Genomic DNA, 25856 nt, shown 5'->3' with positions numbered 1-25856 from the left:
AGGGCCCCTCCGCCACGGGGCCTAGACGGCGACCAGCGCAGCGCGATGCTCGGCCACGGTGCCGTCCATCGCCTCGTCGACCTTGATCCGCCGCAGCAACAGGTGCAGATCGTGCTCCCAGGTGAAGCCGATACCGCCGTGCACCTGCAGCGCGGTCCCGGCAACCTCGGCCGCCGCGGCTTTGGCGTAGGCCGCAGCCGAGGACGCGGCGCGCGATCGCTGCGCCGCGGGTGCGGTGGTGTCGAGCGCCAGCGCGCCCGCCCACAACGTCGACCGGCCAGCCTCCACAGCGAGCGCCATATTCGCGCAATGGTGTTTGACCGCCTGGAATGAACCGATCGGCACGCCGAACTGCTGGCGCTGACCGGCGTAGACAACGGTCATCTCCAACAGTCGTGAGGCCGCCCCGAGCGCATCCATACCGCGGTGAACCGCCAGCGCGTCCCGGACGAATCCGGCCGTGCCAGACGGTAGCGCTAGCCGCCCGGTTTCGCCCGGGTCGAAGGCCACACGCGCCCACGACCGGCTCAGATCCAGCGTCGACATCGGATCCAGCCGCGGGTTGGTCATGACGGACAGGTAGTCACCCTCGTCCGCCTCGCCGACGACGACGACTCCCGTCATATCGGCCGCCATGGGGACCGGACTGCTCGGGCCGGTCACTGTCGCCGGCGCGCGGGTTAGGCCGAACAGCGCCTCGCCCTCGGCTGCCGCCTGCGCCTGCGGCGCACCGGACACCCCGAGTAGCCAGGCCGCGATCGCCAGATCGGCGATCGGCAGCGAGCTCGCCGCGTAGCCGTGGGCCTCGGCCAGGACCGCCAGATCCACGTGACAGCCGTTCACCTCGGGCGTCAACAGCGCCAACAACCCGGCCCCGGCGGCGTGGGATATCGCTTTCGGGTCGACGGTGACCGGGGAGCTATCGAGTATCGCGCGCGCCCGTGGGATCGGATCATTGCGTGTGAGCCAAGACCGTTCGGCTTCGGCGAGCTGCTGTTGCTCACTGGAGAGCCCAAAGTCCATGTCGGTCCTTCCCAGTAGGTTGACCTAGTAAACCATGTCGTTTATCTTCGGGGAACCGGACGTCGCACCGAACCGAGCAAGGACACAGACGATGACGAGCCTCCCCGAAGCGCTGGCACGGCTGTGGACTGCCGACGATGCCGCCGCGATGGTGCAGTGCGACGGGCGCTGGGCGTCCTGGGGACACGTCAGGTCACTGACCGAACGCATCGACCGCGAGCTCTCCGCGGCCGGCTGCGGTCCCGGCGGCCGGGTCGCGGTCGTGTTCGGCAACCGCGTCGAGTCGGTCGCGGCGCTGCTGGCGATACTGCGCGCCTCCCGCACACTGGTCACCCTCAGCCCGCTGCAGCCCCCCGGACGGCTCAGCGCCGATTTGACCGCGACCGGCGCCGGTTATGTTCTGGCCCCCGAAAACCTCTGGTCCAACACTGAATTCAGCAAAGTGGTCACCGATCTGGGTGTGGCAGGGTGGTCTGTGGAGGGCGACGCGGTAACACCGCGCGCGCAGGCCAGCCGCCAGCCGGTGCCCGGCGATCCCGACGTCGCGATCGAGATGCTGACCAGCGGCACCACCGGGCCACCCAAGCGCGTCCCGCTCACTCGCTCCCAACTCGAGGCGTCCCTGGCTGCGGCGCTACAGCACAACGAGCGTCCCGAAGTCCGCGCCAAGGCACCACTGACGGGCGCGGTCGCCCTGGTGACCCTGCCCATCGTCCACATCGGCGGCCTGTGGGGGCTGCTGCAATCGCTGGTCTCGGCGCGCCGATTCGCGTTGCTGGAACGCTTCACCGTCGCGGGCTGGCACGCCGCGGTCAAAGAACACCGGCCCGCGCTGGTCGGATTGCCGCCACCGGCGATCCGAGCGGTCCTGGACGCGGACATCCCCCGCGAGGATCTGGCCAGCGTCCGCGCGATCAATGCCGGCACCAGCCCCGTCGATCCGGCACTGGTGGACGCTTTCTGGCAGCGATACGGCATCCCGATCCTCATCGTCTACGGCGCCACCGAGTTCTCCGGCGCCGTCGCGGGATGGACGCTGAAGGATTTCCACGCCCGCTGGACCGACAAGAAGGGCAGTGTCGGGCGGGCGTTCCCCGGGGTACGTCTGCAGGTGATCGACGACGACGGCGCGGTGCTGGCGTCCGGGCGAACCGGCCGATTGCAGGTCGCCTCGCCACAGGTCAGCGGATCCGGTGATGGCTGGGTCACCACCAGCGATCTGGCGCACCTCGATGACGAAGGGTTCTTGTACATCGACGGCCGTGCCGACGACGTGGTCTTGCGGGGCGGGTTCAAGATCGCGCCGGCGACGGTGGTGCAGGCGCTGCGACGTCACGAGGCTGTGCACGACGCCGCGGTGGCCGGGCTGCCCGACCCTCGGCTGGGTCAAATCCCGCTCGCCGCCGTGGAACTGCGCGCCGGCACCTCGGTGACCCCCGAAGAGTTGCGGGCGCACTGTCGGTCGATCCTGACGCCGTATGAAGTGCCTGCCCAGATCTTCGTCGTCGGCGAGTTGCCGCGTGGCGCCGCATTGAAGGTCGATCGGCGCAGGCTCACCGAGATGCTCGACGACCTGCGATCATCGAGGCCGCCCGCGGCCACCTGAACCCGGTCGTTAACGGTCCTGTTGAATCCAGCCCCACGGAGAAACTTGATGCCAGACACAGTCATCATCCCGCGCGACAACGGTATTCGCGGCTCCGTCGGGTATGGGTGCCCACGACCGAGTCGGTGCGACGATCATGGAGATGTCGTGATGAGCACCGCAAGGGACGGGCTGACGGTGTTCGCCGAGAAGCGGCAATCGATCTGGAAGGCACCCTGACAAATGGAAAGAGTACGCGACAAAGTCGTTCTGATCACCGGCGCCGCGCGCGGCCAGGGACGCAGCCACGCAGTCAAACTCGCCGAAGAGGGTGCCGACATCATTCTTTTCGACATCTGCCACGACATCGACACCAACAAATATCCGTTGGCCACACCACACGACCTCACCGAGGCGGGCCTGGAAGTCGAGAAGACCGGCCGGCGAGCCGTCACCGCCGAGGTCGACGTCCGCGACCGCGCGGCACTGACCCGGGAACTGGCCAACGCCGTCGCCGAACTCGGCGGCACCCTCGACGTCGTCGTGGCCAACGCCGGAATCTGCCCGCTCGGCGCCGATGTTCCCATCAGTGGCTTCGCCGACGCGTTCGACGTCGACTTCGTCGGTGTGGTCAACACCGTGCACGTGGCGCTACCCTACCTGAAGTCCGGTGCGTCGATCATCACCACCGGCTCGATCGCCGGCCTCGTCGCCGCCAGCCAGCCCGCCGGCGGTGGCCCGCTCGGACCGGGCGGGGCCGGTTACAGCTTCGCCAAACAGCTCGTGGATTCCTACACGCGGCAGCTCGCCGCCCAGCTGGCGCCAATGTCGATTCGGGCCAACGTCATTCACCCGACCAACTGCAACACCGGAATGCTCAACAGCGACCCGATGTACAAGCAGTTCCGGCCCGATCTCGAGAACCCCACCCGCGACGACGCACTGCTGGCATTTCCGGCCATGCAAGCCATGCCCGTGCCCTACGTCGAGCCCGAGGACATCTCCCAGGTCGTGTGCTTCCTGGCCTCCGATGAATCGCGCTACATCACCGGCAGCCAGTTCAAGGTCGACGCCGGAGCAATGCTGAAGTTCTGAAAAGGAGAAACGATGACAACCGCAGAAGCAGCCGCCGTCGAGGGCCGCATCACCGACGAAGACATTGCACGGGCCAAGGCCCAGATCGGCATCCCGGTCAACCAGCGCGACGAAGCCTGGAACCGGCTGCCCAGTGCCGATGCCATCAGCCATTTCGCGTTCGGCTGCGGCGATGACAACCCACTGTTCACCGACCCCGGCTACGGGGCCACCACACGCTGGCACGCACAGATAGCCCCGCCGACGTTCCCGATCAGCACGGGCCTAGACCAGACACCCAGGTTCACCGATCCCGAACGCAAGAAACTGTTCCGCGGCCTGTTCCGCGGCACCGGCAAGTACTACGCCGGCGTGAAATGGACCTGGTATCAGCCGATTTACGCCGGCAGGCCGGTGCTGGCGGAGAATTACACACTCGATGTGCAGGTCAAGGAGAGCGAGTTCTCCGGTGGGCGTTCGGTCAAAGAGACCTTTCGGTACCTCTATGTCGATATCGACGGCAACCCGCTGGCCACCCGCGACGAGTCCTACATCAACGCCGAACGCCAGGGCTCGAAGAAGTCCGGCAAGTACTCGCATATCACCCGGCAGCACTGGACCGAGGAGGAATTCACCAAGGTTGAACAGGCCTATGACGCCGAGGTGCGCCGCGGGGCCGAGCCGCAATGGTGGGAGGACGTGGCCGTCGGTGACGAGCTGCCGCCGGTGATGAAGGGACCGCTGACGGTGGTGGACATCATCAGCATGCACATGGGTTGGGGCTGGGGAGGTTACGGCGTCGGCCCCCTCAAGTACGCCCACCAGCTGCGCCAGCGGATGCCGGCGTTCTATCAGCCCGACGAGTACGGTGTGCCCGACGTCGTGCAGCGGCTGCACTGGGATGTCGCCCGAGCAGAGGCCCTCGGACTCCCCGCACCCTACGACTACGGGCAGATGCGGGCAGCCTGGGTGAGCCACTTGCTGAGCAACTGGATCGGTGATGACGGCTGGCTGGCCGAAATGGACCTGCAGCTGCGCGGCTTCAACTACATGGGTGACACCCACCGGATGACGGGCACGGTCACCGCCAAGGGTGACGAGCCGGGTACCGCGGTGTCGCTGGAGGTGAAGGGAATCAGTCAGCGCGACGAAGCCACCACCAAAGGGACGGCGAAGGTTCTGTTGCCGTCCAAACAGACCGGTGCGGTGGTATTGCCGGTGCCCGACGAGGATCTGCGGCGCCGCGGCGCGCAGGTGGTGTCGCGGATGTCGGGCAAGGTCGGTGAGGAGATGCGCCGACTGCACGGGGAGTAACCGCGGGCATGAGACCACCTTCGGCCGAACAGCAGCGATGAACGGCGTTACTACGCACACCGACGCCTCGGTCCTGCACATCGTGCTTGACCGGCCGGTCAAGCGCAACGCGGTGAACACGTCGATGCTGCGGGAGCTGACCGGGGCGATCGCGACGGCGAGCACTGATGCGGTGCGCGTCGTCGCGCTCACCGGTGCCGGCCAGGCGTTCTGCGCCGGCGGCGACCTGAGCGGGGTCGACACCGAGGGCGCGGCGATCGCGGCCAACGAGGTGGTCCAGGCAATCACCCAGCTACCGAAACCGGTGGTGGCCGGGGTGCGCGGCGCCGCAGCAGGTTTCGGATGTTCTCTGGCACTGTCCTGCGACTTAGTGATAGCGGCGCGCTCGGCCTTCTTCCAACTCGCCTTCACCAAGGTCGGGCTGATGCCCGACGGCGGGGCGTCCGCGTTACTGCCCGCCGCGATCGGGCGGGCGCGCGCCGCCCGGATGGCCCTGCTGGCCGAAAAGATCCCGGCCACCGACGCGTTCGACTGGGGCATGATCAGTCACGTTGTCGACGACGAGGCATTCGACGACGAAGTGGAGTCGGTGCTGCAGGCCCTGGCGGCCGGACCGACAACGTCATACGGATGGACCAAACGCGCACTGACGAACGCGACACTGCCCGACCTGACAGGCGCCCAGGTACTGGAAGCCCAAGGGCAGCAGGCATTGACGCAGACCGATGATTTTCAACGCGCCGTGCGGGCGTTTCGTCGCGGCCCGAGACCGGGCAAGTAAACCTGATACGCCGGCGTAGCTGCCGTCAGGCGGCGTCGGCCCGATGACCAAGGACTACCGATGACAGATCTAGGCGCGCTGGACACCATCGAGTTCGACGTGGCCGACCACGTCGCCACCGTCACCCTCAACCGACCCGGTCAACTCAACAGCTTCAACGAGCAGATGGCCACCGAGATGGCGGCGGTGTGGGCCACCGTGCGCGATGACGACGACATCCGCGTTGCTGTGCTGCGCGCCAACGGCGATCGCGCGTTCTGCACCGGCATCGACGTGTCCAAGGGCCCGTGGTGGTATCACAAGCCGATCTTCAACCAAGAGGACCCGGGCACCCTGCTCGGGCCCAAGGCATACAAGGTGTGGAAGCCCGTGATCGGCGCCCTGCACGGCATGGTCGCCGGCGGCGCAATGTACTTCGTCAACGAGTGTGACTTCGCCATCTGCGCGCAGTCGACCGAATTCTTCGATCCCCATGCCAACGCCGGTGTCGTCTCCGCGCTGGAGCCCATGGGCATGCTCGCACTCGGCCTACCCTACGGCGACGTGATGCGGTGGGCGCTGCTCGGCAGTGAGGAGCGGATCGCCGCCCAGACCGCGCTGCGGATCGGTCTGGTGACCGAGGTCGTGTCCGACGACCAATTACGAAGCCGCGCTGCCGAATTGGCGGCCGAGATCGCCACCCGGCGACCCCAGACCATCCAGGGCACGGTGCGGGCGATGTGGGAGGCGCGGGACCTGCCGCCCACCCTCGCGCAGCGCCACGGTCTGTACTACACCCACATCGGCAACGCCGGCGAGGGCCAGACCGACTCCCGGGTCAACAAGAAGGCGCCGCGACGGCGATGAGGTGATGGTGTTCGTTTCGGTGCGAGCCGGGCCTGGCTGACCGCAACTGTGATCGCATGTTCAGACGGCGTCGGCGAAGGAGAAGGTGCGAACTCGATTGAGCCGCAGCCAGACCAGTATGTCGGAGTGCACGCCGGCTGTCGCGCTCGACACAGCGCCCTGAGCGATGATGCCCCGGATCGCGGTGTAGCTCGTAAAACTGTCTGCGACCAGGCAAGCGGGCAAATCCCTGCTGATGCAAACGGTCCCGGCCACGCACACGTGCAGTTCGCCCTGCCGGACGGACCCGCCGACCACCGCAGCCGGCAGCGCCACCAACGCCCCACTGTCTTCGTCGAAGCAGATCGCCCCGGTCGGCCGGCCCTCGAGGAACGCGTCGAGCTCGCGGGGCGACATGGCCATCGGCCCACGTCGAATCTCATTGCGTTGCATGGTCGCTGCTCGATCCAGGCGCCGCCGCCAGATTGCTCGCGACAATCTCGTCGACAGCGACCCGAATGATGCAGCGCTTCCCGCTGATCAGCCGGTCCCTCACCGTCGCCACCACCGCGTCGGGCACTCGCGCATCAGAAGAAGCGGAGGATATCAGGGCGTCGACTTCGTCGCGCGCCGGTAGAAAGATCTCGGCATGCCCACGAACCGACACCCACGACGCGTTCTGCTCGGGCCCCGACTGCACGAGGCAGGCGACCCCGGGCCGGGCGCGGATGTTTCTGACTTTGGTGCTTTTCGTGTACGTGGCGAAGAGCAGATCACCGCCCTGGTAGGCGACCGTGCGCATCGCATACCCCGTGGGTTCGCCTGCGGAGTCCCGGCAGAACAGAAACGCGCGATGGTGGCGGCTTAGGAAGTCGGTGATAACCGGCGATGCAGCCGCGGGCGACAAGTCAGTCCCGGGGTTGGGCTGGGCGGTGTTGTCCGCGATCACGGGAACTCCCAATCCGATGTTGTCCAAAATAGCTATATGGTTGACTATATCCAATGCGTCCCGGTCGCTGCCGGGAACGTCGGGGCGCCGGCCGATGTCGATACCCAACCCCGGCGCGGCCATGGCGGCGGTGAGGAAACGATGACGTTGAAGTTCAACCTGCTGTTCCCCATGCGGGCGGTCAAGCGCTGGGACCGCTGGTCGGAAGGCGCAAGTATCGGTGAGATCGCCAAACTGGTCGAGGACGCGGGATTCCACGGGTTTTCCATGAGCGAGCATCCATACCCGGACAAGGACTGGCTCGCCCACGGGGGCCACCACGCCTTCGACCCGTTCGTCTCCCTGAGCTTCGCCGCGGCGGCCACCCGAACACTGCGCGTCATCACCTTTGTGATGGTCGCTGGCTACCGCAATCCGTACCTGGCCGCCAAGGCCGCGGCCAGCCTGGACGTGCTCTCCGGCGGTCGATTCACCCTCGGCACGGCTGCGGGATACCTCAAGAGCGAATTCGACGCGCTCGGAGCGGAATTCCCCCGTCGTGGCCAGCTGATGGACGAGGCGATCGAGGCCTGGAAACGCACCTGGGACGGCCAAGAGCACCTGGGAGGGGAGTTCGGCGTGGCCAATCATGTCGCTCTCCCGTTACCCCGCACACCGGGCGGACCCCCGGTCTGGATCGGAGGTAACGGCGGGGCTGCGCGCCGGCGGGTGGTCGAGGTCGCCGACGGCTGGATTCCGATGGCTGCCTCAGGGGAGTTCGCTGAGATCACCCGCGCCCGCGCGCTCGAACAGATCGATGTGCTGGCCGACTGGATCGCCGAGGTGAACGCACGGCGCGCCGAACGCGGCCGCGGGGCCGCCGATGTGGCGTTCATGCCGTTTGAGGCCGCTCTGCTTGCGCAGGGATGCGACGCGTTCTGCTCGGCAGTGCAGCCCAAACTGTCGGCCTACGCCGCCGCCGGGGTCACATGGATCACCCTCGAGCCGGCCAGCAGGAGCCTGACCGACTTCCGCGCCGACATCCAGACGCTGTCCTGCCTCCTCGGCGACTGACTCCACCTACCACGAGGCCACAGCCGGCGCCCCCGAGGGTATGGACGAGATCTGGTCGCCAGTTCCCGCAGCCGCGCGGCCGACCGATCGGATGAACCCCACTGGGGCGGTTGACGACTGGTGCTCGCAGGCCATCCGGGTATCGGTGGGTCGTTGTGGGCACGGTGGCGGTGTCGGGGTCGCCACAGCCTAGGGGCCGATGTGATCTGGATCTCGACACCAGCGCACCATTGCTGATACTGTAACGGCTCATAGTCGCATCAATGCGACTAATGTCAATGACTATCGCAGAGAGGGGATTGTCGTGACAACGGTCCAGCGACCCGCCGAGCAGTGTCCGACGCTGAACTTCGATTACACCGAGACCAAGCCGGCCGGGACATGGCTGAACACCTATGACGAGTTGCGGTCACGATTTCCGTGGTTCCGCAACGAGTTCGGGCCCGGATTCTGGACCATGGTCAACTACCAGGGAATCCTGCAGGTCATGCAGGACCCGGAGACCTTCTCCAACAGCGTCGTCGTTGCCTACGAACCGAATCCGCCGTACAAGTGGATCCCGGAAATGCTCGACGGCGATGAACACAAGCAATGGCGCCACCAACTCGCGCCGTTGTTCGCGCCGGGAGCAGTCGAACGCCTCGACGGCAAGATCCGCCAGCGCGCCGTCGAATTGATCGACGGGATCGCCGAGCGCGGCAGCTGCGACTTCATGGCCGAATTCGCCCAACGGTTCCCGACCACGATCTTCCTGGAAATGATGGGGTTGCCCGTCGACGAGCTCGACCAGTTCATGGCGTGGGAACACGACATCCTGCACGCCGGTGGCAGCGACGAAGAACGTCAGCAGAAGCAACTCGAAGCGATGATGGCGGTGATGGGTCGATTTTTTACTCTCATCGCCGAGCGCCGCGAGCAGCCGCGCGACGACATCGTCAGCAAGGCCCTGGACTACCAGATCGACGGCCAGCCGGTCACCGACGCCGACCTGCTGTCGTTCTGCCTGCTGATGTTCATGGCCGGGCTCGACACCGTATCGGTGACGCTAGGCTGGACGTTCTGGCACCTGGCCGGCCACGACAACGACCGCGCCAGGATCGTCGCGGATCCCGCCATGATCCCGACCGCGGTCGAAGAGTTCCTGCGTGCCTACGCCATCGTGATCCCGGCCCGCAAGGTCATGAAAGACGTTGAGATACAGGGATGTCCGATGAAAGCCGGTGACATGGTGTGCATCCCGCTGAATGCCGCCACCCGCGACGACGCTGCGTTCCCGAACCCCTCGACTGTCGACATCACCCGAAAGCCGAACAACCACATCGGATTCGGCGCCGGACCGCACCGCTGCCTGGGCTCGCATCTGGCCCGCCGCGAACTCAAGATCGCCCTGGAGGAGTGGCACAAACGGATCCACGACTACCGGCTCGCCGCTGGGGCCGACTTGACCGAAACGGGCGCCCAGTTGGGGATCGAAACGCTGCCGCTGGTCTGGGGGCGCTGATGCAGCGCCCGCTCGACGGCGTCCGCGTCCTGGAAGTCGCTCAGTTCACTTTCGTCCCCTCCGCGGGCGCCGTCCTGGCCGACTGGGGTGCTGACGTCATCAAAGTCGAAAACCCCGTCACCGGCGACGCTCAGCGCGGACTGGTCAAGGTCCTCGGTCGCGCGGTGACCGCCCCCGGATCGTCGTTCGCACCCATCATGGAGGCACCCAACCGCGGTAAGCGCAGCGTCGGCCTGGGACTGACCACCGCCGAGGCGCGGCCCATCCTCGAGGAGCTGATCCGCCGAAGCGATGTGTTCCTGACCAACTATCTGCCCAGTGTCCGGGCCAAGCTGCGCATCGACGTCGAGGACGTCCGCAAGATCAATCCCGACATCATCTATGTCGTGGGCAGTGGATACGGCTTGGACGGGCCCGATCGCGATACCGGTGCCTACGACGCGACGGCGTACTGGGCGCGCGGCGGCAGTGCCAACGGCGTGACGCCCGCCGATGCCGACAGGATCGCCTTCATGCCGTCGGGTGCCTACGGCGACAACATCGGCGGACTGGCCATCGCCGGCGGGGTCGCGGCCGCGCTATACGGCAGGCGGGTCACCGGGCAGCCATCGGTGCTCGATGTGTCGCTGCTGGCGGTGGGTGCCTGGGCGACTCAGTTCAGCGTGAACCTGGCCTTGCTCAGCGGTGGGCATCTCCCCAAGATCGACACCAGAACCCAGGCTCCCGGAAACCCGTTAACGGGCAACTACCGCACCGGTGACGGGCGGTTCATTCAGCTGTCGATGCTGCAGCCGACGCGGTACTGGCCCGAATTCTGCGAGCTAATGGGCTGCGGCGAATACGCCAACGACCAGCGGTTCAGCTCGCTGGAATCATTGGCCGAAAACGCCGAGGCGGCCTGCGATATCGTCGCCCACGCGATCGGGTCGCGAACCTTCGACGAGTGTGTGCGGCGGCTCAAGCAGGGGACCGGCGCCTGGGCCGCGGTGCAGGATGGCTGGGATGTCGGCAACGACGAGGCGCTGATCGCCAACGGACGCATCGTCGACATCGTCGACGCCGACGGGCAGCCGCAGAAACTGGTCGCCAATCCGGTGAGGTTCGACGACGCGGCGCTGTCGCTGACCCGGGCGCCGCAGTTTGCCGAGCACACTGACGATGTGCTCCGCGAACTTGGCCTCGACGATGACGCGCTCATCGAGTTGAAGGTCGCCGGCGCGATCACATGACCGCAGCACAGGCCGAGCGCAGCGACGACGGCTCGGTTCGGGTGCGGCTCGTCCGGGCCGCCGACGTCGAAGTCGACGAGCACGGCGTCGACGGGCTGCGCATGGAAGCCGTCGCACAGCGGGCCGGCGTGTCCAGGGCCACCGCCTTCCGGCAGCTGGGCAGCGTCTCCGAGCTGCTGATCCAAGTGGCACTGCTGCGCGCCGAGCGTCACATCCAGGCCGTGGATCACCTGGTGCGCACCAAGAACGGGGCGTTCGCCAAGGTCGAGGCGGCGTTGATCTACACCGCCCGCGAGCTGCCCACCGATCCGGCCATCGTCGCCCTGATCGCCCGCCACTCGGCATCGGTCCACCACCCGCGCGTGCACGAGTCGGCAGTGCGGGTGATGGGCCCCGTGCTCGAGGAGGGCCAGCGGCGCGGCGAGATCCGCACCGATGTCGGGCTTGATGACCTGATCGATTTCCTCGTCGAGCAGACCTACCTGGCCGCCGAGGAGGCCGACCGCTCCGAAGCCCCTGTGCGTAAACGCTTCCGGCAGTTCATCATTCCAGCGCTGGAGGCCAGGGGCGGGGTAGGCGGTGAATTCCTCTCCCATGCCCGCGAGGTCGAACAAACGGTATCAGCGGCAACCGAGGCGCTGGAGAACCTCAGTCAATGGCTACGCCGGCGTGGTCTCGGGTGAGCGGTGCCAGCCCCGGGGTTCAAGGTCCCCAACAGCGCGCGTTGCAGCACCAGCAACATCAGGCCGGCCGTGTCGTAGTCGCTGACGTTGCGCCGCTGCGAGATCGACAGCTCCGTCATCCGGCCCAGCACCGACAAGAACACGGCGGCAGCGACCAGGCGGTCAACGCCGGGCGGTAACCGTACGCCGTCCAGCAGCGCGGTGACCGCAACATGGAAGCTGCCCATGCCGCGGACCACCGCGTCACCGGCGAGCTGCTGGGCCAAGGTCCCGTCGTACCAGGCGCGGATGACGCCGCTGTAGCTGCGATGGAAACGTACGTAGTGGCCCAGCCAGGAATGCAGCCCGTTGACGTCGATGCCGGTCCGGTCCAGTTCGTAGAGCTCCGTCGACAGGTGCCCGCCTTCCAGAACCGCCCAGCCGGTGAGCTCCTCGAGGATCTTGACCTTAGTGCTGAAATGCCGATACAACGTCGCGCGGCTGACCGAGGCCGCCGCGGCGATGTCCTCCATCGCCACCGAGTAGTAGCCGCGCTCGTTGAACAACACCGAACTCGCCGAGAGCACATCCTGACGGATCGGCGAAACACTGAACGGATCAGGCTCGTCGGGCACCGCAGCCGCCGGTGCCGCCCGCTCACCGCGCCCGACAGCGACGCCTGTCGGCGCCGAGCTCACTTCGGCAATGTCGCCGGCGGGTGTCTCGGGGAAGAGCAGCAACTGCATCGCGACGGTCAGCGAGTCCGTGGTGCGCGCGGCCGAGGATAGGCCGAACATCCCGCGAAACCGGTACAGGTTGACCATGTGCGCGATGCGCAGCAGCGCGGCAGCGGCATCGGCAGGCTCGATGCCGCTGATCCCCGCGTCGCGCAGCTTGCCGGTGATCAGGTCGGCGTATTGCCCCGACACCGCGCCCGCCTCGGTCTGGGGCAGGCCTTCGATCGCGCCGATGCCGGGGAACTCCAGGAACACCATCGCGTACTTGTCGTACAGCTGCGCCCACTCGGTCAGCCACCGGTGCAGGCTGCGCATACCGGCGGCGTCGGGGCTCAGCCGCCCCAGCCGGGCGGCGTGCTCGAGCACCGCCGGTTCGCACTGGCGCACCAGTTCCCGGAAGATGTCGTCCTTGCTTTCGAAGTACTGATAGATCGTGGCGCGCGACCCGCCGACGGCTTTGGCGATCGCATCGATCGAGGTGCCGTGATAGCCGTGTTCGACGAACAGCTGTCCCGCGCGGGCTACGATCTGCTCGCGGGTGTGCATACCCCGGCGGCCGACCGCGGGGTTGGTCGGCGCGTACCCCGGGCGGCGCACCCTCTCCGGACTTTTCATGGCAGTCCCATCATCGCCTAAGGGAGGCGACGATGGGCCATTCAGCTACTGGCCGGCGGCCGCGGCACGGTGCGCTTGGCTCTGCCGGGATAACCGAAGAACGACTCGAAGTTGGCATCGTTGATCGGGTCGGCCGCATTGCGCGTGGCCGCCACGCGCAATGCGGTCAGGCGCGCCGTCGCCGTGGCCAACGCGTCGCGGTCGCCGAGGCGCTGCAGTTCAGCCACGCGAGCGGCGGTCGCTGCGATCTCCGCCCGCAGTCGTTCGCCGGCCTCCCCGAACGTGAGCAGGTCGTGGTCGTCTTCGTCGATCTTTTCGCGGGCGCCACCGTCGGGCGACGACCTCTCCTGCATCCCGGACATGTTCTGCCTCTCAGCTCTTTACGGGTGTGGTTTGCATCATATACGGTGTGAGATGAACCGTCAGAAATCAAGACGGTGCGTCAGAATTCGGAGGCACCGATGCCGCTACAGGACAATCACCAGATCGTTTCGGTCGACGACCACCTCGTCGAACATCCCCGGGTGTGGCAGGACCGGTTGCCGCAGAAGTTCCGCGAGGCCGGCCCGCGGATCATCGAGCAAAACGGCCAGCACCTGTGGTCCTACGACGGTCAGGTCTTCCCGACCATCGGGCTCAATGCCGTGGCCGGCAAGCCGCGGGAGGAGTGGGGCATCGATCCGGTCCGCTACGAGGACATGATCCCGGGCTGCTACGACCCCGTCGCGCGGATCGCCGACATGGATCTCGACGGCGTGCAGGCCGCGCTGTGCTTCCCGTCGTTCCCCGGCTTCGGCGGGGGCACCTTCTTCCGTGGGCAGGACAAGGAGTTGGCGTTGCTCTGCGTTCAGGCCTGGAACGACTTCTATATCGACGAATGGTGTGCGACGGCACCCGAGCGCTACATCCCGCTCGCGATCCTGCCGGTATGGGATGCCGCCGCCTCGGTCGCCGAGGCGCAGCGGGTGGCCGCCAAGGGCGCACGCACGGTGTCCTTCCCCGACAGTCCGGTGCCGCTGGGCCTGCCGTCGTTCCACTCCGACCACTGGGACGACCTGTGGCGCGTGTGCTCCGATGCGAAGATGCCGGTGTCGCTGCACTTCGGCTCCGGGTCCTATGTCCCCGGCTTCTCGTTCTCCTCGATGAAACCGATAGCGGGCCAGATGCAGATGCCCGACGCGCCGTTCGCCGTCGCCATCACGCTGTTCGCCACCAACCTGATGTGGACGACCGTCGACCTGCTGTTCTCCGGCAAGCTGCAGCAGTTCCCGGACCTGCAGTTCTCGCTCGCCGAAGGTGGCATCGGCTGGGTGCCCTACATCCTCGAGCGCACGGACTACGTGTGGGAGCGCCACCGCTACTACCAGCCGATCGACTTCGACACCCGCCCTTCGGACCTGTTCCGCAAGCACTTCTGGGGCTGCTTCATCGATGATGAGCACGGGTTGAAGAACCGGCACGCGATCGGCGTCGACCGCATCACCCTGGAGATCGACTTCCCGCATTCGGACTCCACCTGGCCGAACTCGCGCAAGCGTGCCGCCGAGGTACTCGCCGAGGTTCCCGACGACGAATGTGCACTGATCGTCGAGGAGAATGCCCGCCGGATGCTCAACTTCCCCCGGGTGCCGGTCCGAGAGGTGGTTCTCTCGGCCTAGCCGGGGTTCGGCCGATGTCGGGCTGGCGGCGCCACAGTCGCCGGCCCGCAAGAACCAATGTGCTTTTGCCTTTCGACGCTACGGACGATATTCGATGACGGTACTGGTGGGCGTGATCGGTGTGGGCTGGGGCACGCACGTGCTAGTCGATACGACAGTGTGACGCTTCCCCACCGGGGATGCTGCTGATAACGTCAACTAAGTTATCTATCTCGACCGTGATGGACCGAAGGCGGGAGTTTGTGTGGCCTTAGCCGAAACTCCAACGCCGCCAGCGCTCGTCGCCCCGGCGGGCACGTGGTTCTTCAACTGGGGGATGCCTATCGTCGGCGGTCTGATCATTGTCCTGGCAGTGGTTGACTCCGTCCGCCGGCGCCGGCTCACCTGGGGATTTCTGTTCCTGATCAACAGCATGCTGGTGTACTGGATGGAGACGATCGGCGACTGGGGTCAGGAACTTGTGTACAGCCCCACGTTCCGGACGCACCACCTGCTGGACTGGCTTCCGCTGAAAACCCCCCACGATCCGCTGTTCATGCCGTTCGCCTACGCGGTGTATTGGACCGTGCACGCGTTGGTGGTGCTGTGGCTGGGCCAGTTGCTGGCCAAAAAGTTCGACTGGAGCATGCTCAAAGCGATTCTCGTGCTTGCGATCCCGGTCAACTATGCGTGGGACTTCTTCGTGGAAGGCATCGCCGCAGCAATGGGATGGTGGACCTACGACCCCGGGATGGGGCCGGTGCTCCGATTCGCCAACGGGGGGCAGATCACGCTGCTGTGGACCATCGGCCTGATGTGCTTCTGGCCCAATCTGATCGCCTACTGGGCCGGCAAGCCACCAGTGCGCGGGCTCAATCACTTCGAGCGCTTCTTTCGCCTCGAGGGTGCCACCCGGCCCAAACCCACACCGGCGCAGACCGGCACGGGTCACGCGGCGGTCAACTCCGCCCAGACTGCTACGGCGACGTTGGCGCCGGCTGCTCAGCGCCGCAGTAAGCAGCAGGAATACGACGACCTGCTCAACTACGAGGTCACCATCCCGCGCTGGAAGTTCGAGCTTGCCCGTTTCGCGTCCTGGTTCGTCGTGTTCCAGGTCAGCTTCTTCGTCATGCTCGTCGCACCGCTGGTGCTGATGCGGATCATCACCGGCAACGACAGCATCTTTGTTCCCTGACCACCGTCCGATGCTGCGAAACGAGGAACCATGACCTTTCTGCCCCCGTCGTCGCGACGTGAATTGCGCACAGAGACGATCTGTCTCGTCGGCGGCTGCCTGCTCGGCATCGTCCTGCTGGGAATCGTCGTCTACTTCACCACGGTGTGACACCGCACCTTCACGACACCGATCGATCAACCGGAGGCCCACAGATCATGTCCGACCACAGAATCACCACGCGGAGTCACCGTGACTGATACCGCGACCGTCGGCTCGGGGTATCGGCGCCCCCAGTTGCGTTTGGCCCCAACTCCAACGGCCGAATCGACCCCGTTTTGGACCGGCGGGCGCGACGGCGAGTTGCGGATCTTCCGCTGCCACGGCTGCGGACACTTCTACCACCCGCCCGGACCGGTCTGTTGGCGCTGCCGAAGCTTCGACGTCGCCCCGGAGAAGGTCTCCGGCCGCGCGACGGTGGTCGCCTACACCATTAACCGCCAGCCCTGGATTCCCGGCTTCGAGCCGCCTTACGTCGTCGCGATCGTCGAGCTTGCTGACGAGCCCGATGTCCGGTTGATCACCAACGTCGTGGACATCGCGGTCCAGGACGTCCACGTCGGCCTTGAGGTCGGGGTGTTCTTCGAAGACTGGCCGACGGGAACCGGCGATGACGAGAGCCGGGTGTGGATTCCGTTGTTCCGACCGGTGCGTCCAGCCAAGGTCGGTCACCGCGGCAACGACCACTGAGTTGAGCGCATGCAGATTCGTGACTGGATCGAATCCAACAAGACGGCATTAGTTCTGCACCCGTCCGGTATCCGGCTCAGCTTCGCGGAACTCGAGGCGCGAGCCAACCGGCTGGCTCATTACTTTCGCCAGGCGGGCCTGCGCGAGGGCGACACCATTGCGGTGCTCATGGAGAACAACGAGCACGTGCACGCGGTGATGTGGGCGGCGCGGCGCGCCGGTCTGTACTACGCACTGATCAACACCCATCTGACCGCGGCGGAAGCCGCCTACATCGTCGAGGACAGCGGCGCAGCCGCGGTCATCGGCTCGCGAGCGCTGCGGCAGGTGTGTGACGAACTGGCACAACACCTCCGCAACGGTCTGCCGGAGCTGAGGATCCTGGCCGACGACCAACTCGAGGGCTGGCTGCGCTATCCCGACTGTGTCGCCGACCAGCCCGACACCCCGATCGCCGATGAGCGGGAAGGCGACCTGCTGCAGTACTCCTCGGGAACCACCGGACGCCCCAAAGGAATCCGGCGCGAGCTGCCGCACCTGCCTCCGGTCGAGGCCCCCAACATCTTGACCCCATTGCTGAACGCGGTCGGCATCGATGACCAGTCGGTGTATTTGAGTCCGGCGCCGCTGTATCACACCGCCCCGTCATTCTGGTCCATGTCGGTGCAGGCGCTGGGCGGCACCACTGTGGTGATGGAGAAGTTCGACGCCGAACAGGCGTTGGACGCCATCCAGCGTCATCAGATCACGCACGGCCAGTTCGTTCCCACGATGTTCGTCCGGATGCTCAGACTCCCTGATTCCGTGCGCAATTCGTATGACGTCTCCAGCCTGCAGCGCGTGGTCCACGCCGCCGCGCCGTGCCCGGTCGCTATCAAGCACCAGATGATCCAGTGGTGGGGGCCCATCGTCGATGAGTACTACGCCTCCTCGGAGGCTGTCGGCGCCTCGTTCATCCGGGCGCAAGACTGGTTGGCTTACCCCGGGTCGGTGGGCAAGCCGCTGGTCGGCGCCCCACACATCCTCGACGAGAACGGCAATGAACTTCCGCCCGGTTATACCGGTGAGATCTACTACGAGGGCGGCGGGCATCCGTTCACCTATCTCAATGACGAGGCGAAGACCGTCGCAGCGCGCGACGTCCACGGATGGGTGACCGTCGGCGATGTCGGCTACCTCGATGATGACGGCTACCTCTACCTGACCGACCGGCGCCACCACATGATCATCTCGGGCGGTGTGAACATCTATCCGCAGGAAGCCGAGGACATGCTGATCACCCACCCGCGGGTGCTCGACGCCGCGGTGTTCGGCATCCCCGATGAGTCGATGGGTCAGTCTGTGAAAGCCGCCGTGCAAACCGTCGATGCCACCGACGCCACCGACGAGTTCGCACAAGAACTCCTGGCATGGCTTCGTGAACGCCTGGCGCACTTCAAGTGTCCGCGGTCGATCTCGTTTGAGGCGCAGCTGCCTCGTTCGGATACCGGAAAGCTTTACAAGCACGAGCTGGTCAAGAAGTACTCCCAACGACTTGTCGGTCGCTGCGGATAAGCCCGGTCACATGGTCACCGACACCACCCCATCGACCGGGTTCGACTACGCACCGTTACGGGACAAGTGGTACCGCCAGGGCTGGTACTCGACGCGCACGTGTATCGATGCGTTGCACGATGGCGCAGCCCGGCATGGCGAGAGCCCGGTGGTTTTTGTCACCGGGCAAACCGAGACCAGGTCCAGTGTCGCCGATATCCACGGCCAGGCACTGGCTCTGGCGGCGGGGCTGCAGCGGCTGGGCGTAGCGTGCGGCGACGTGGTGGCGGTCCAGCTGACCAATCGCCTGGAGTGCGCAGTCGCCTACGAGGCGGTATTGCTGTGCGGGGCCGTGCTGGTCCCGATCATCCACATCTACGGTCCGCACGAGGTCGGCTTCATCCTGGGCGAAAGCGTCGCCAAGGTCCTGATCATGGCGGCGACGTCCCGGTCGACGTCGAATCTGGACCGCCTCGATGACTACGCTCGCGTCGCCACCCTGCAGCACACCGTGCTCGTCGGCGCCGAATCCGGCCAGGGCTATCTGGGTTGGTCGGCACTGCCGGCGCGGTCGGCCGGCTATGCCGAGCCGTCGCCGTCGGCCGACGACGTCTGTCTGTTGCTCTACGCCTCGGGGACAACGTCAGCACCCAAAGGGGTTCGGCACAGCCATAATTCGCTGCTGGCCGAGCAGGCAACCGTGGCCGACCTCATCGCCGGCCGGCCCGGCGACGTTCAGTTGGTGTCATTCCCGCCGGGCCACATCGCCGGCGTCGGCTCGCTGCTGCGGCCGCTGATGTCGGGCTCCCACGCGGTCTTCGTCGACAGCTGGGATCCGGCTAAGGCCGCCGACATCGTGGCGCGCTACCGGGTGACCTCGACAGCGGGAACGCCCTTTCACCTGGAAGGCCTGCTGGATCTCGGTGACACCGCGGAGAAACTGGCGAGCCTGCGCGAGTTCCTTGTCGGCGCCGCGACGGTCACCGACGAGCAGGGACGGCGCGCTGCCGCCGCCGGCATCACCACCTACCGCTGTTATGGGCTCACCGAGCATCCGACGGTCACCGGTGGACACCCCGAGGATCCCGACAAGACACGACTGGGCACCGACGGCACACCGATGCGCGGCTCCTCGGTGCGGATCCTGGGTCCCAACGGAACACCGGTGCCGCCAGGCCAGGACGGCGAAGTCGTGGTGCGGGGCCCCGACCAATTCATCGGCTACCACGATCCGGTGCTCAACGCGGCTGCGTTCACCTCCGACGGCTGGTTTCGCACCGGCGATCTCGGTCACCTCGACGCCGAAGGCCGCCTGAGCATCACCGATCGGATCAAAGACGTGATCATCCGGGCGGGGGAGACGATTTCGTCCGGCCAGGTCGAGGACATCCTCAACGCCCACCCGTCAGTGCGGGAAGCCGCGGTGGTGGCGGCCCCCGACCCTCGCTACGGCGACGTGGTCGCCGCGGTCGTGGTGCTCGAACCCGGAGCATGCCTGGATCTCGACGAAGTGCGGCGCCACTTCGCCGCCTCGGGTCTGGCCAAGCAGAAGACCCCCGAACGGCTCGTGATCGTGGAATCACTGCCCCGCACCTCACTGGGCAAGGTCCGCAAGGCCGACCTGCGCGCGACCCACTTCGGCCGATGAGTCGTCGGGCGGCCTAGCCCTCGGGCAGCTGCTGTTCGATCGGGGTGAATTCGGGCATGGTCAGGCTGCGCCGCAACCAGTTCGCGCCATCTAAGACCAGCGTGTGCCCCGTGAGGTATGCGGCGTAGGGCGAGCACAAATACGTTGCTGCCCAACCGAGTTCATGCGGTTGGCCGATGCGCCCGCCGGGGATCCGGGCGGCGTCCTGCTCGGGGGTCGAGCGTGCCCGCAGCACCTCGGGCAGGTCATCGTGGGGGAACTTACCCGGCGCCAGGCAGTTCACCCGGATACCGTGTGGCGCCCACTCGACGGCCAGCGACTGGGTCAGGTTGGTGACTCCGGCCTTGGCCGCCGCCGAATGGGCGGTACCCGGGCCGCCGGTCCACGAGTAGGTGGCACCGATGTTGAGCACCGCGCCCGCAGCACCCCGAGTGATCGCCCGGGCGGCGAATTCCCGGCTGCACAAGAAACTTCCGGTCAACACGATATCCACGACGCTGCGCCATGCGCCCGGACTCATCTTGGCAGCGGGCACGGGAAAGTTACCCGCGGCGTTGTTGATCACCACATCGACGGGTGCCAGATCGCGCTCGACCGTGTCGAACATCGCCGCGACGGCGTCAGCGTCGCGCACGTCCAGCGCGACACCCAGGGCTGTGCCGCCGACCTGCTCGACGGCCCGGCACCCCATCTCGCGATGGTCGGGTTTGCGGCTGGCCACCACGACAGCCGCACCGAGTCGGGCGAATTCGACCGCCATCGCGCGGCCCAGTCCGGTGCCGCCGCCGGTGACAGCAACGACCTGCCCGGCATACGTATTCGGTGGCAGCATTGCGGTGCCCAGCGGGGGAGGAGCCGGCAGCGCCATGTCAGTGGCCCTCCTGTCGCGCACCCGTCGCGCGTTGCTTGATCCGTTGAAAGTCGGCCGAGCCGAACAGCGCCGTCTGCGCGAGCAACTCCTGGCCGATGCCGGTGCGGATACCGCCTGCGGTGGACTGATTCACCAACATCTTGCCCATCGACATCGCCAACGCCGGTCGGGTGGCCAGCAGCCGACACAGCTGCATCGCGCGGGCCCTCAGCATGTCGACGGGCACCAGTTCCTCGGCCAGGCCCCAGGCATAGGCGGTGGCCGCGTCGATCCGCGCACCGCTGAGGACGAGGTACTTGGCGCGGGCGGGACCGACCAGCGCCGGCAGAATCTGTGTGCCACCGGTATCGGGTACCAGTCCGAGCTCCACTTCGGGCAGCCCGAAGACCGCGTCGTCGGCGACGATGCGGATGTCGGCCGCCAGTGCCATTTCGAAACCGCCGCCCAGCGCAGCGCCCTGGACCGCGGCCACAATGGGTTTGGGGGCGTCGAGCATGTCCAGGCGCAGCCGTTGATGAGCCCGCACGAAGGTGAAATCGTCCTCGCCGCCCGCGCGGTGGCCCAGTTCGGCAGTGTCACGACCTGAACAGAACGACGGACCCTCGCCGCGCAGCAACAGGCAGCCCACCGCGGGGTCGTCGAGATAGCCGCGAACGGTGGTACTCAGCGCCTCGAACAGTGCGTCGGTGACGGCATTGTGGCGGTGTGGACGGTTCAGTGAAACCACGCCGACACCGTCGACGATGTCGGCTGCCAGTTCGGTGCTGCTCACAAGTCCTCCAGTGGGTCGTTGCGGGGCAGCAGTTCCTCAAAGTCGGCCATGTGGGCGAAGCTGATCCAGATCTTCTGGCCGTTGACCACTACCTCGTCGCCGTTGACACGGCCTCTTGTGGTGATGGCTGCGAGGTTGGATCCCGCGCCTGGCTCGGAGAATCCCTGGCACCACACTTCCTCGCCGGCAAGGATTCTCGGTAGATGTCGTCGCTTCTGCACCTCGCTACTCCGAGCGATCAACGTCGGTCCGCCGTGGTTGATGCCCACGAACCCGCAGCCGATGTCGGGCCCACCCTCGCGGGCATACTCCTCGTACCAGATCAGTTCGCGCACCAATGGTTGAACCCGCCCGCCATACTCGCACGGCCAGGCGATACCGCCGAAGCCGTCGCCGAACTGCGTGCGCTGCCACGCCATATCCCACGCTCGCGCGTCCCGGAAGTCCTGGGGGCGTTTGGTGTTGAGGACATCGGCATGCAGCCACTGACGCACCTCGCGGCGAAACGGCCGGTCGTCATCGGTGAATGACACATCCATCGCGTCTCCTTGGCTCCGGCGCAGCATGAGTTTATATAGATAAACTCGCTCAATTATAGGGTGCGCACCGGCTGGGAGCTGGCCAGTCCAGGGCCCACGATCGGCACCGACGCGGTGCGACGGCCGGCAGGTTTGCGTAAAAATATCTAACTATCTACCGTATTTGTGTCCGCGACCCCAGGGGCTCTACGCGAAGCGAGGCTTTATGACCGACATCGTCTCGATAAGCCGCTATGCGCTGCCCGGGGCAGCGGGCAGTCGCCAGGTGAACGGGCCCGATGAGGATGTGCTGACCATGGCCGTCGCAGCTGGGCGCGCGGCCGATCCGGTCGACGTTTGATCAGGTGAGTGACGGGTTGCGGCCCCGCGGGCCGGTACGGCAGATCTCCTCGCCCTGCTTCACGTTGACCGGGATGACTTTCACCGACGCCCCCAAGCGTGGTGCCTGCGCGCGAGCGGCCCTGGCACCGGCGTGGATCACCGACGGCCACGTCCACCCTGCGCTGTTGCAGGTGGTCCTGGACTCCGGCCTGGGGATGCTGGCCATGACTGCCTTGGCTCCGCAGGAGGTGAGCATCAGCGGCGCCTTGCAGACCTGGTTCGCCGCCGGGGTCCCCAGCAGGGGGACCGAGCTGCTCTCCTACGGCCACGTGTTGAGCCACCAAGGGGAGGTGCTGGTGGCCTACGGCGACGTTGTCGACGACCGGGGCACGGTGCTGGCCCACGGGATCGCGCGGTATCACACGCTGGTCCGTGAGCCTTCGGATTTCGCCGCGCTAGTCGACGGCAGTGTCTACGGCACTGCGATCGAACAGGTCCTGTCGCTGGTCGTCGAGGAAGAGTCTGCGGATCGGGTCGTCACCAGCTGGGCTGCGGACCCGCGCGTGGCCAACCGCCACGGTCACATCCACGGCGGCTTCATCTCGGCGCTCTCGGAGCTCGCCTCACGCCGGGTTGCCTCCCAAGGCCGCACCGTGACACCCCTGGGGCACGCTCACCGCTACCTCCGCCCGGTGCCGGCACAGGCCGGATGCCTGGTGCGCTGCGAAGCGTCGATCGACCGTGTCGGACGCCGGATCGTCTCCACGACGTGCCGCCTGCTCGACGAGACCGGTGCGCTGCTGGGGTCCTCGACCTCCACCTACGCGGTCACCACCTGAAGGGAGCCACGCAGTGGTGGAAACCCTGCTCACCCTGCTTCGGGCGAGGCCTCAGACGTCGCTGGCGGTGGTCACGCCCCAAATGCGCTGGAGTACAGGCGAACTGCTCGAGCGCGCCGCGGGAGCCGCGGACTGGCTCGCCGGACAGCCCACCGAAGGCGCGCTGCACATCCCGCTGCTCGTCCCCTCCGGCCCGGACGTCCTTGCCCTCACCGTGGCAGGCGCCGCCCTGGGACTTCCCGTGGCGCCATTGAACCCCCGCTCCGGGCCAGCCGACCTACTACCCCTGCTGGATCCGGGACGGACATCGCTGGTCGTGGTCGACGAGGGATCGTTGGCCGACCTGGTGCGCAGTGCCGGATGCCGGCCGGTATCGCTTCCGTCCTTCCCGCGGTCAACCACACCGCTGCCCATCCCCGGGGACACCGACGTCGCCCTGGTGTTGCACACGTCCGGAACAACCGGCGTCCCCAAGCGGGTGCCCGGACGTCACCGCGAGCTGGTCGCCCGCATCAGACTGCTCGCGGCGATCCTGGGCCTGACCCCGGCCTCGATCGTCACAGCGGGATCGCCCCTGCACCACATTGCCGGCCTGGGCCAGCTCCTGGTGGGGCTCGGCGCCGGCTCCGCGGTCGCCCCGCTACCCGGCGGGGCAGCCGCGCACTGGGCTGAGCTCGCCGCACTGGGCGCGACGCACACCATCCTCGTGCCCACAATGCTCCACGACCTCCTGGAACGGGGTGCGCTCGCAGATGCACCGCTGGAGGTCATCCAGTACGGCGCCGCCCCAATGGCTCCCGCGCTCGTACGGCGCGTCATCGACGCGCTGCCCGAGGTTCGGCTGATCCAGCTCTACGGCCAGACCGAGGGCAGTCCGCTGACCTGGCTCGACGACGACGCCCACCGCGCGGGTATTGGCTTGGACACGGTCGGCGTCGCCCTTCCGGGCGTCGAGCTGCGGCTGGACGGTGAAGAGGTGGTCGCCCGCGCCGCCCACCTCTTCGGAGCGGTGGACGGTGCATGGTTGCACACAGGAGACCTTGGCACCCTCGACGAAGAGGGGCGGCTGCGCCTGATCGGACGCGCTGGAGACCGCATCGTCCGCGGCGGGGAGAACGTCGACCCCACCGAGGTCGAGGCCCTCATCACCGGCCACCCGAGCATCCACGAGGTCGCCATCGTCGGCATTCCTGACGAGCGGCTCGGTCAACGGATCCGGGCGTATGTCGTCGGCGACGAGGTTGACTTCGACGAGGTCCGGGTCTGGACCCGGGCGAGAACCATGGGCTTCAAAGTCCCTGACGAGTGGGTGCGAATCCCCGAGCTCCCTCGATCACCGGCGGGCAAGGTGCTGCGACGCGCCCTGCCGATGTGAGGTCATCGTGTGATCCCTTGTTGTGCAACGACATGCGTGCGTGGCGCCAACCTACCCTTAGCTATGAGGATGGGATCATTGCTGTAGATGAACTAGCGCCACTTCCTTGGGTGACTATCATTGACCCGCACGACCGGGCGAGGAGGAGTGCGTGACGGAGGGCAACCCGTTTGCACGTGCCGGCGCCGAGCAGCGGGTCCGTCCGCTCAAGATGTCGGATCAGGTTGCGGCTCAGGTCCGGCGGATGATTGTCAGCGGGGAACTCGTCGACGGTGACTGGCTGCCGCCCGAAGCCGAACTGATACGACGATTCGGGGTATCGCGACCGACACTGCGGGAAGCGCTGCGGTTGTTGGAAGGCGACGCGTTGGTCACCATCCGCCGCGGCCCACCCGGCGGTGCGCGCGTGACGGTGCCTGGTCCCGACGCCGCCGCCAGATTGTTCGCCATGGTGCTGATGCTGTCCGGCACGACCATCGGTGACGTCTGGGACGCCCGACTGGTCATCGAGCCGCCCGCGGTGCGCCGACTGGCGCAAACTGCCTCATGGGCCCAACTGACCGCGCTCGACGACGAACTCGGCCGGGTTTGCGCCGCCGCCGAAGACCCCCGCGGATTCCACAGTGCCGGGGTGAGTTTCCACCTCAAACTCGTTGAGCTGTCCGGCAACCACACCCTGGCCGCGGTTATCGGCATGCTCTCGGAGATCATCGAGCGCGAACTGGCCACGACTGTCGCTGAAATCGGGTCTGACAGTCCAGAACTCGCGCGGGCGAACCGGCGCGCGCTGCGCAGCTACGAAAAGATCGCGGCCCTCATCCACGCCGGAGACGGCGAAGCCGCCGAACAAGCCTGGCGGGACCACATGACCAGCGCCCGTCGCTATCTCACGAAGGTTCAGCACCGGGACCGCGTCATCGACCTGCTCTCCTAGCGAACCGGCGAAAAACAATCACATTGGCGCTCAATGCAACTCGCTGGCTCGGCATCACGACCAACATAACGCCAACGGCTGCTCGGCCAGTTTCCAAGTGCTTGCTCAGCGACCG

The 25856-nt window shown here is 66.6% G+C and carries 27 protein-coding genes; 19 read left to right on the top strand and 8 right to left on the bottom strand.

Features of this window, described 5'->3' with window-relative positions; genetic code table 11:
• Positions 1-21 precede the first annotated feature (21 nt).
• Entirely contained in the window at positions 22-1023 is a 1002-nt protein-coding gene (locus AWC03_RS22795) for an acyl-CoA dehydrogenase family protein (RefSeq protein ID WP_085242959.1), read from the bottom strand.
• 91 nt (positions 1024-1114) lie between these two features.
• Here AWC03_RS22795 and AWC03_RS22790 point away from each other — a divergent pair, with 91 nt between their 5' ends.
• The 5 genes from AWC03_RS22790 to AWC03_RS22770 all read left to right on the top strand — a co-directional run bounded on the left by AWC03_RS22790 (position 1115) and on the right by AWC03_RS22770 (position 6623).
• Positions 1115-2629, top strand: coding sequence for a class I adenylate-forming enzyme family protein (locus AWC03_RS22790; protein ID WP_085242958.1), 1515 nt, complete (start codon positions 1115-1117; stop codon positions 2627-2629).
• 222 nt (positions 2630-2851) lie between these two features.
• Positions 2852-3703: a mycofactocin-coupled SDR family oxidoreductase gene (locus tag AWC03_RS22785; RefSeq protein ID WP_085242957.1), complete on the top strand. Its 852-nt coding sequence runs from the start codon at positions 2852-2854 to the stop codon at positions 3701-3703.
• 12 nt (positions 3704-3715) lie between these two features.
• Positions 3716-4996: an FAS1-like dehydratase domain-containing protein gene (locus tag AWC03_RS22780; RefSeq protein WP_085242956.1), complete on the top strand. Its 1281-nt coding sequence runs from the start codon at positions 3716-3718 to the stop codon at positions 4994-4996.
• Positions 4997-5033: 37 nt separating this feature from the next.
• The gene (locus tag AWC03_RS22775; protein ID WP_085242955.1) at positions 5034-5777 is read left to right on the top strand and encodes an enoyl-CoA hydratase-related protein; all 744 of its coding nucleotides are present in this window, start codon (positions 5034-5036) and stop codon (positions 5775-5777) included.
• A 60-nt stretch (positions 5778-5837) separates the two neighbouring features.
• Positions 5838-6623 (top strand): enoyl-CoA hydratase/isomerase family protein, encoded by a 786-nt coding sequence (locus AWC03_RS22770; protein ID WP_085242954.1) that lies wholly within the window; start codon positions 5838-5840, stop codon positions 6621-6623.
• Positions 6624-6683: 60 nt separating this feature from the next.
• On the opposite strand, the gene AWC03_RS22765 is transcribed toward AWC03_RS22770, so the two are convergent.
• Together AWC03_RS22765 and AWC03_RS22760 are read right to left on the bottom strand one after the other, a co-directional pair.
• Positions 6684-7025 carry a hypothetical protein gene (locus tag AWC03_RS22765; protein ID WP_085242953.1) on the bottom strand — a complete coding sequence of 114 codons (342 nt, stop codon included), beginning with the start codon at positions 7023-7025 and terminating at the stop codon, positions 6684-6686.
• Positions 7026-7041: 16 nt separating this feature from the next.
• Positions 7042-7674 (bottom strand): pyridoxamine 5'-phosphate oxidase family protein, encoded by a 633-nt coding sequence (locus AWC03_RS22760; protein ID WP_249025957.1) that lies wholly within the window; start codon positions 7672-7674, stop codon positions 7042-7044.
• Between the two features lie 18 nt (positions 7675-7692).
• On the opposite strand from AWC03_RS22760, the gene AWC03_RS22755 reads away from it, so the two are divergent.
• The 4 genes from AWC03_RS22755 to AWC03_RS22740 all read left to right on the top strand — a co-directional run bounded on the left by AWC03_RS22755 (position 7693) and on the right by AWC03_RS22740 (position 12017).
• Positions 7693-8604, top strand: coding sequence for a TIGR03619 family F420-dependent LLM class oxidoreductase (locus AWC03_RS22755; RefSeq protein ID WP_211279273.1), 912 nt, complete (start codon positions 7693-7695; stop codon positions 8602-8604).
• Positions 8605-8908: 304 nt separating this feature from the next.
• On the top strand, positions 8909-10105 hold the full coding sequence (locus tag AWC03_RS22750) for a cytochrome P450 (protein ID WP_085242951.1): 1197 nt from the start codon (positions 8909-8911) through the stop codon (positions 10103-10105).
• Positions 10105-11334, top strand: a complete 1230-nt coding sequence (locus tag AWC03_RS22745; RefSeq protein WP_085242950.1) for a CaiB/BaiF CoA transferase family protein — start codon at positions 10105-10107, stop codon at positions 11332-11334. Before AWC03_RS22750 ends, AWC03_RS22745 begins: the two co-directional genes overlap by 1 nt.
• Positions 11331-12017: a TetR/AcrR family transcriptional regulator gene (locus AWC03_RS22740; protein WP_085242949.1), complete on the top strand. Its 687-nt coding sequence runs from the start codon at positions 11331-11333 to the stop codon at positions 12015-12017. The genes AWC03_RS22745 and AWC03_RS22740 overlap by 4 nt, the downstream gene beginning before the upstream one ends.
• Here AWC03_RS22740 and AWC03_RS22735 read toward each other — a convergent pair.
• Positions 11987-13348 carry a TetR/AcrR family transcriptional regulator gene (locus AWC03_RS22735; RefSeq protein WP_085242948.1) on the bottom strand — a complete coding sequence of 454 codons (1362 nt, stop codon included), beginning with the start codon at positions 13346-13348 and terminating at the stop codon, positions 11987-11989. The genes AWC03_RS22740 and AWC03_RS22735 overlap by 31 nt on opposite strands.
• Positions 13349-13389: 41 nt before the next feature.
• The gene (locus AWC03_RS22730; protein WP_085242947.1) at positions 13390-13701 is read right to left on the bottom strand and encodes an acyl-CoA synthetase; all 312 of its coding nucleotides are present in this window, start codon (positions 13699-13701) and stop codon (positions 13390-13392) included.
• Positions 13702-13809: 108 nt separating this feature from the next.
• Here AWC03_RS22730 and AWC03_RS22725 point away from each other — a divergent pair, with 108 nt between their 5' ends.
• The 6 genes from AWC03_RS22725 to AWC03_RS22705 all read left to right on the top strand — a co-directional run bounded on the left by AWC03_RS22725 (position 13810) and on the right by AWC03_RS22705 (position 20090).
• On the top strand, positions 13810-15006 hold the full coding sequence (locus AWC03_RS22725; RefSeq protein WP_085242946.1) for an amidohydrolase family protein: 1197 nt from the start codon (positions 13810-13812) through the stop codon (positions 15004-15006).
• Between the two features lie 352 nt (positions 15007-15358).
• Positions 15359-16180 carry a hypothetical protein gene (locus tag AWC03_RS22720; RefSeq protein WP_249025956.1) on the top strand — a complete coding sequence of 274 codons (822 nt, stop codon included), beginning with the start codon at positions 15359-15361 and terminating at the stop codon, positions 16178-16180.
• Between the two features lie 30 nt (positions 16181-16210).
• Positions 16211-16330: a DUF7156 family protein gene (locus tag AWC03_RS28355; RefSeq protein ID WP_420845690.1), complete on the top strand. Its 120-nt coding sequence runs from the start codon at positions 16211-16213 to the stop codon at positions 16328-16330.
• 81 nt (positions 16331-16411) lie between these two features.
• Entirely contained in the window at positions 16412-16909 is a 498-nt protein-coding gene (locus tag AWC03_RS22715) for a Zn-ribbon domain-containing OB-fold protein (RefSeq protein WP_085242944.1), read from the top strand.
• A 9-nt stretch (positions 16910-16918) separates the two neighbouring features.
• On the top strand, positions 16919-18463 hold the full coding sequence (fadD4, locus tag AWC03_RS22710) for a fatty-acid--CoA ligase FadD4 (RefSeq protein WP_085242943.1): 1545 nt from the start codon (positions 16919-16921) through the stop codon (positions 18461-18463).
• A 10-nt stretch (positions 18464-18473) separates the two neighbouring features.
• The gene (locus AWC03_RS22705; RefSeq protein WP_085242942.1) at positions 18474-20090 is read left to right on the top strand and encodes a class I adenylate-forming enzyme family protein; all 1617 of its coding nucleotides are present in this window, start codon (positions 18474-18476) and stop codon (positions 20088-20090) included.
• Between the two features lie 13 nt (positions 20091-20103).
• Here the strand turns inward: AWC03_RS22705 and AWC03_RS22700 are convergent, their stop codons facing one another.
• Genes AWC03_RS22700 through AWC03_RS22690 form a run of 3 tightly spaced genes read right to left on the bottom strand, consistent with a single transcriptional unit; the run spans position 20104 to position 22272 of the window.
• Complete coding sequence (locus tag AWC03_RS22700) at positions 20104-20958, bottom strand: SDR family oxidoreductase (RefSeq protein ID WP_085242941.1); 855 nt, start codon at positions 20956-20958, stop codon at positions 20104-20106.
• A gap of 1 nt (position 20959) precedes the next feature.
• Positions 20960-21733 (bottom strand): enoyl-CoA hydratase/isomerase family protein, encoded by a 774-nt coding sequence (locus AWC03_RS22695; RefSeq protein WP_085242940.1) that lies wholly within the window; start codon positions 21731-21733, stop codon positions 20960-20962.
• Positions 21730-22272, bottom strand: coding sequence for an acyl-CoA dehydrogenase family protein (locus AWC03_RS22690; RefSeq protein ID WP_249025955.1), 543 nt, complete (start codon positions 22270-22272; stop codon positions 21730-21732). The genes AWC03_RS22695 and AWC03_RS22690 overlap by 4 nt, the downstream gene beginning before the upstream one ends.
• Before the next feature lie 205 nt (positions 22273-22477).
• Between AWC03_RS22690 and AWC03_RS28155 the strand changes: the two genes are divergently transcribed.
• From AWC03_RS28155 to AWC03_RS22675, 4 genes are all read left to right on the top strand, one after another.
• A complete protein-coding gene (locus AWC03_RS28155; protein WP_276328782.1) occupies positions 22478-22612 on the top strand; it encodes a hypothetical protein in 135 nt (44 codons plus the stop codon).
• Between the two features lie 4 nt (positions 22613-22616).
• Entirely contained in the window at positions 22617-23432 is an 816-nt protein-coding gene (locus AWC03_RS22685) for a PaaI family thioesterase (RefSeq protein WP_142278485.1), read from the top strand.
• 13 nt (positions 23433-23445) lie between these two features.
• The gene (locus tag AWC03_RS22680) at positions 23446-24807 is read left to right on the top strand and encodes a class I adenylate-forming enzyme family protein (RefSeq protein WP_085242937.1); all 1362 of its coding nucleotides are present in this window, start codon (positions 23446-23448) and stop codon (positions 24805-24807) included.
• Positions 24808-24958: 151 nt separating this feature from the next.
• Positions 24959-25741 carry a FadR/GntR family transcriptional regulator gene (locus tag AWC03_RS22675; protein ID WP_249025954.1) on the top strand — a complete coding sequence of 261 codons (783 nt, stop codon included), beginning with the start codon at positions 24959-24961 and terminating at the stop codon, positions 25739-25741.
• Positions 25742-25856 lie beyond the last annotated feature (115 nt).

The sequence above is a fragment of the Mycobacterium europaeum genome, from assembly GCF_002102155.1.
GTDB lineage: Bacteria > Actinomycetota > Actinomycetes > Mycobacteriales > Mycobacteriaceae > Mycobacterium > Mycobacterium europaeum.
The sequence above is the reverse complement of the archived record's forward strand: the minus strand, read 5'-3'. Positions and strand labels throughout refer to the sequence as shown.

Bases quoted from the DNA above. Each gene is read 5' to 3' on its own strand.
- AWC03_RS22790 (WP_085242958.1), top strand. From the start codon at position 1,115: ATGACGAGCCTCCCCGAAGCGCTGGCACGGCTGTGGACTGCCGACGAT.
- AWC03_RS22745 (WP_085242950.1), top strand. From the start codon at position 10,105: ATGCAGCGCCCGCTCGACGGCGTCCGCGTCCTGGAAGTCGCTCAGTTC.
- AWC03_RS22770 (WP_085242954.1), top strand. From the start codon at position 5,838: ATGACAGATCTAGGCGCGCTGGACACCATCGAGTTCGACGTGGCCGAC.
- AWC03_RS22725 (WP_085242946.1), top strand. From the start codon at position 13,810: ATGCCGCTACAGGACAATCACCAGATCGTTTCGGTCGACGACCACCTC.
- AWC03_RS22780 (WP_085242956.1), top strand. From the start codon at position 3,716: ATGACAACCGCAGAAGCAGCCGCCGTCGAGGGCCGCATCACCGACGAA.
- AWC03_RS22740 (WP_085242949.1), top strand. From the start codon at position 11,331: ATGACCGCAGCACAGGCCGAGCGCAGCGACGACGGCTCGGTTCGGGTG.
- AWC03_RS22765 (WP_085242953.1), bottom strand. From the start codon at position 7,025: ATGGCCATGTCGCCCCGCGAGCTCGACGCGTTCCTCGAGGGCCGGCCG.
- AWC03_RS22775 (WP_085242955.1), top strand. From the start codon at position 5,034: ATGAACGGCGTTACTACGCACACCGACGCCTCGGTCCTGCACATCGTG.
- AWC03_RS22755 (WP_211279273.1), top strand. From the start codon at position 7,693: ATGACGTTGAAGTTCAACCTGCTGTTCCCCATGCGGGCGGTCAAGCGC.
- fadD4 (WP_085242943.1), top strand. From the start codon at position 16,919: ATGCAGATTCGTGACTGGATCGAATCCAACAAGACGGCATTAGTTCTG.
- AWC03_RS22795 (WP_085242959.1), bottom strand. From the start codon at position 1,023: ATGGACTTTGGGCTCTCCAGTGAGCAACAGCAGCTCGCCGAAGCCGAA.
- AWC03_RS22730 (WP_085242947.1), bottom strand. From the start codon at position 13,701: ATGCAGGAGAGGTCGTCGCCCGACGGTGGCGCCCGCGAAAAGATCGAC.
- AWC03_RS28155 (WP_276328782.1), top strand. From the start codon at position 22,478: ATGACCGACATCGTCTCGATAAGCCGCTATGCGCTGCCCGGGGCAGCG.
- AWC03_RS22690 (WP_249025955.1), bottom strand. From the start codon at position 22,272: ATGGATGTGTCATTCACCGATGACGACCGGCCGTTTCGCCGCGAGGTG.
- AWC03_RS28355 (WP_420845690.1), top strand. From the start codon at position 16,211: ATGACCTTTCTGCCCCCGTCGTCGCGACGTGAATTGCGCACAGAGACG.
- AWC03_RS22785 (WP_085242957.1), top strand. From the start codon at position 2,852: ATGGAAAGAGTACGCGACAAAGTCGTTCTGATCACCGGCGCCGCGCGC.
- AWC03_RS22760 (WP_249025957.1), bottom strand. From the start codon at position 7,674: ATGGCCGCGCCGGGGTTGGGTATCGACATCGGCCGGCGCCCCGACGTT.
- AWC03_RS22735 (WP_085242948.1), bottom strand. From the start codon at position 13,348: ATGAAAAGTCCGGAGAGGGTGCGCCGCCCGGGGTACGCGCCGACCAAC.
- AWC03_RS22705 (WP_085242942.1), top strand. From the start codon at position 18,474: ATGGTCACCGACACCACCCCATCGACCGGGTTCGACTACGCACCGTTA.
- AWC03_RS22700 (WP_085242941.1), bottom strand. From the start codon at position 20,958: ATGGCGCTGCCGGCTCCTCCCCCGCTGGGCACCGCAATGCTGCCACCG.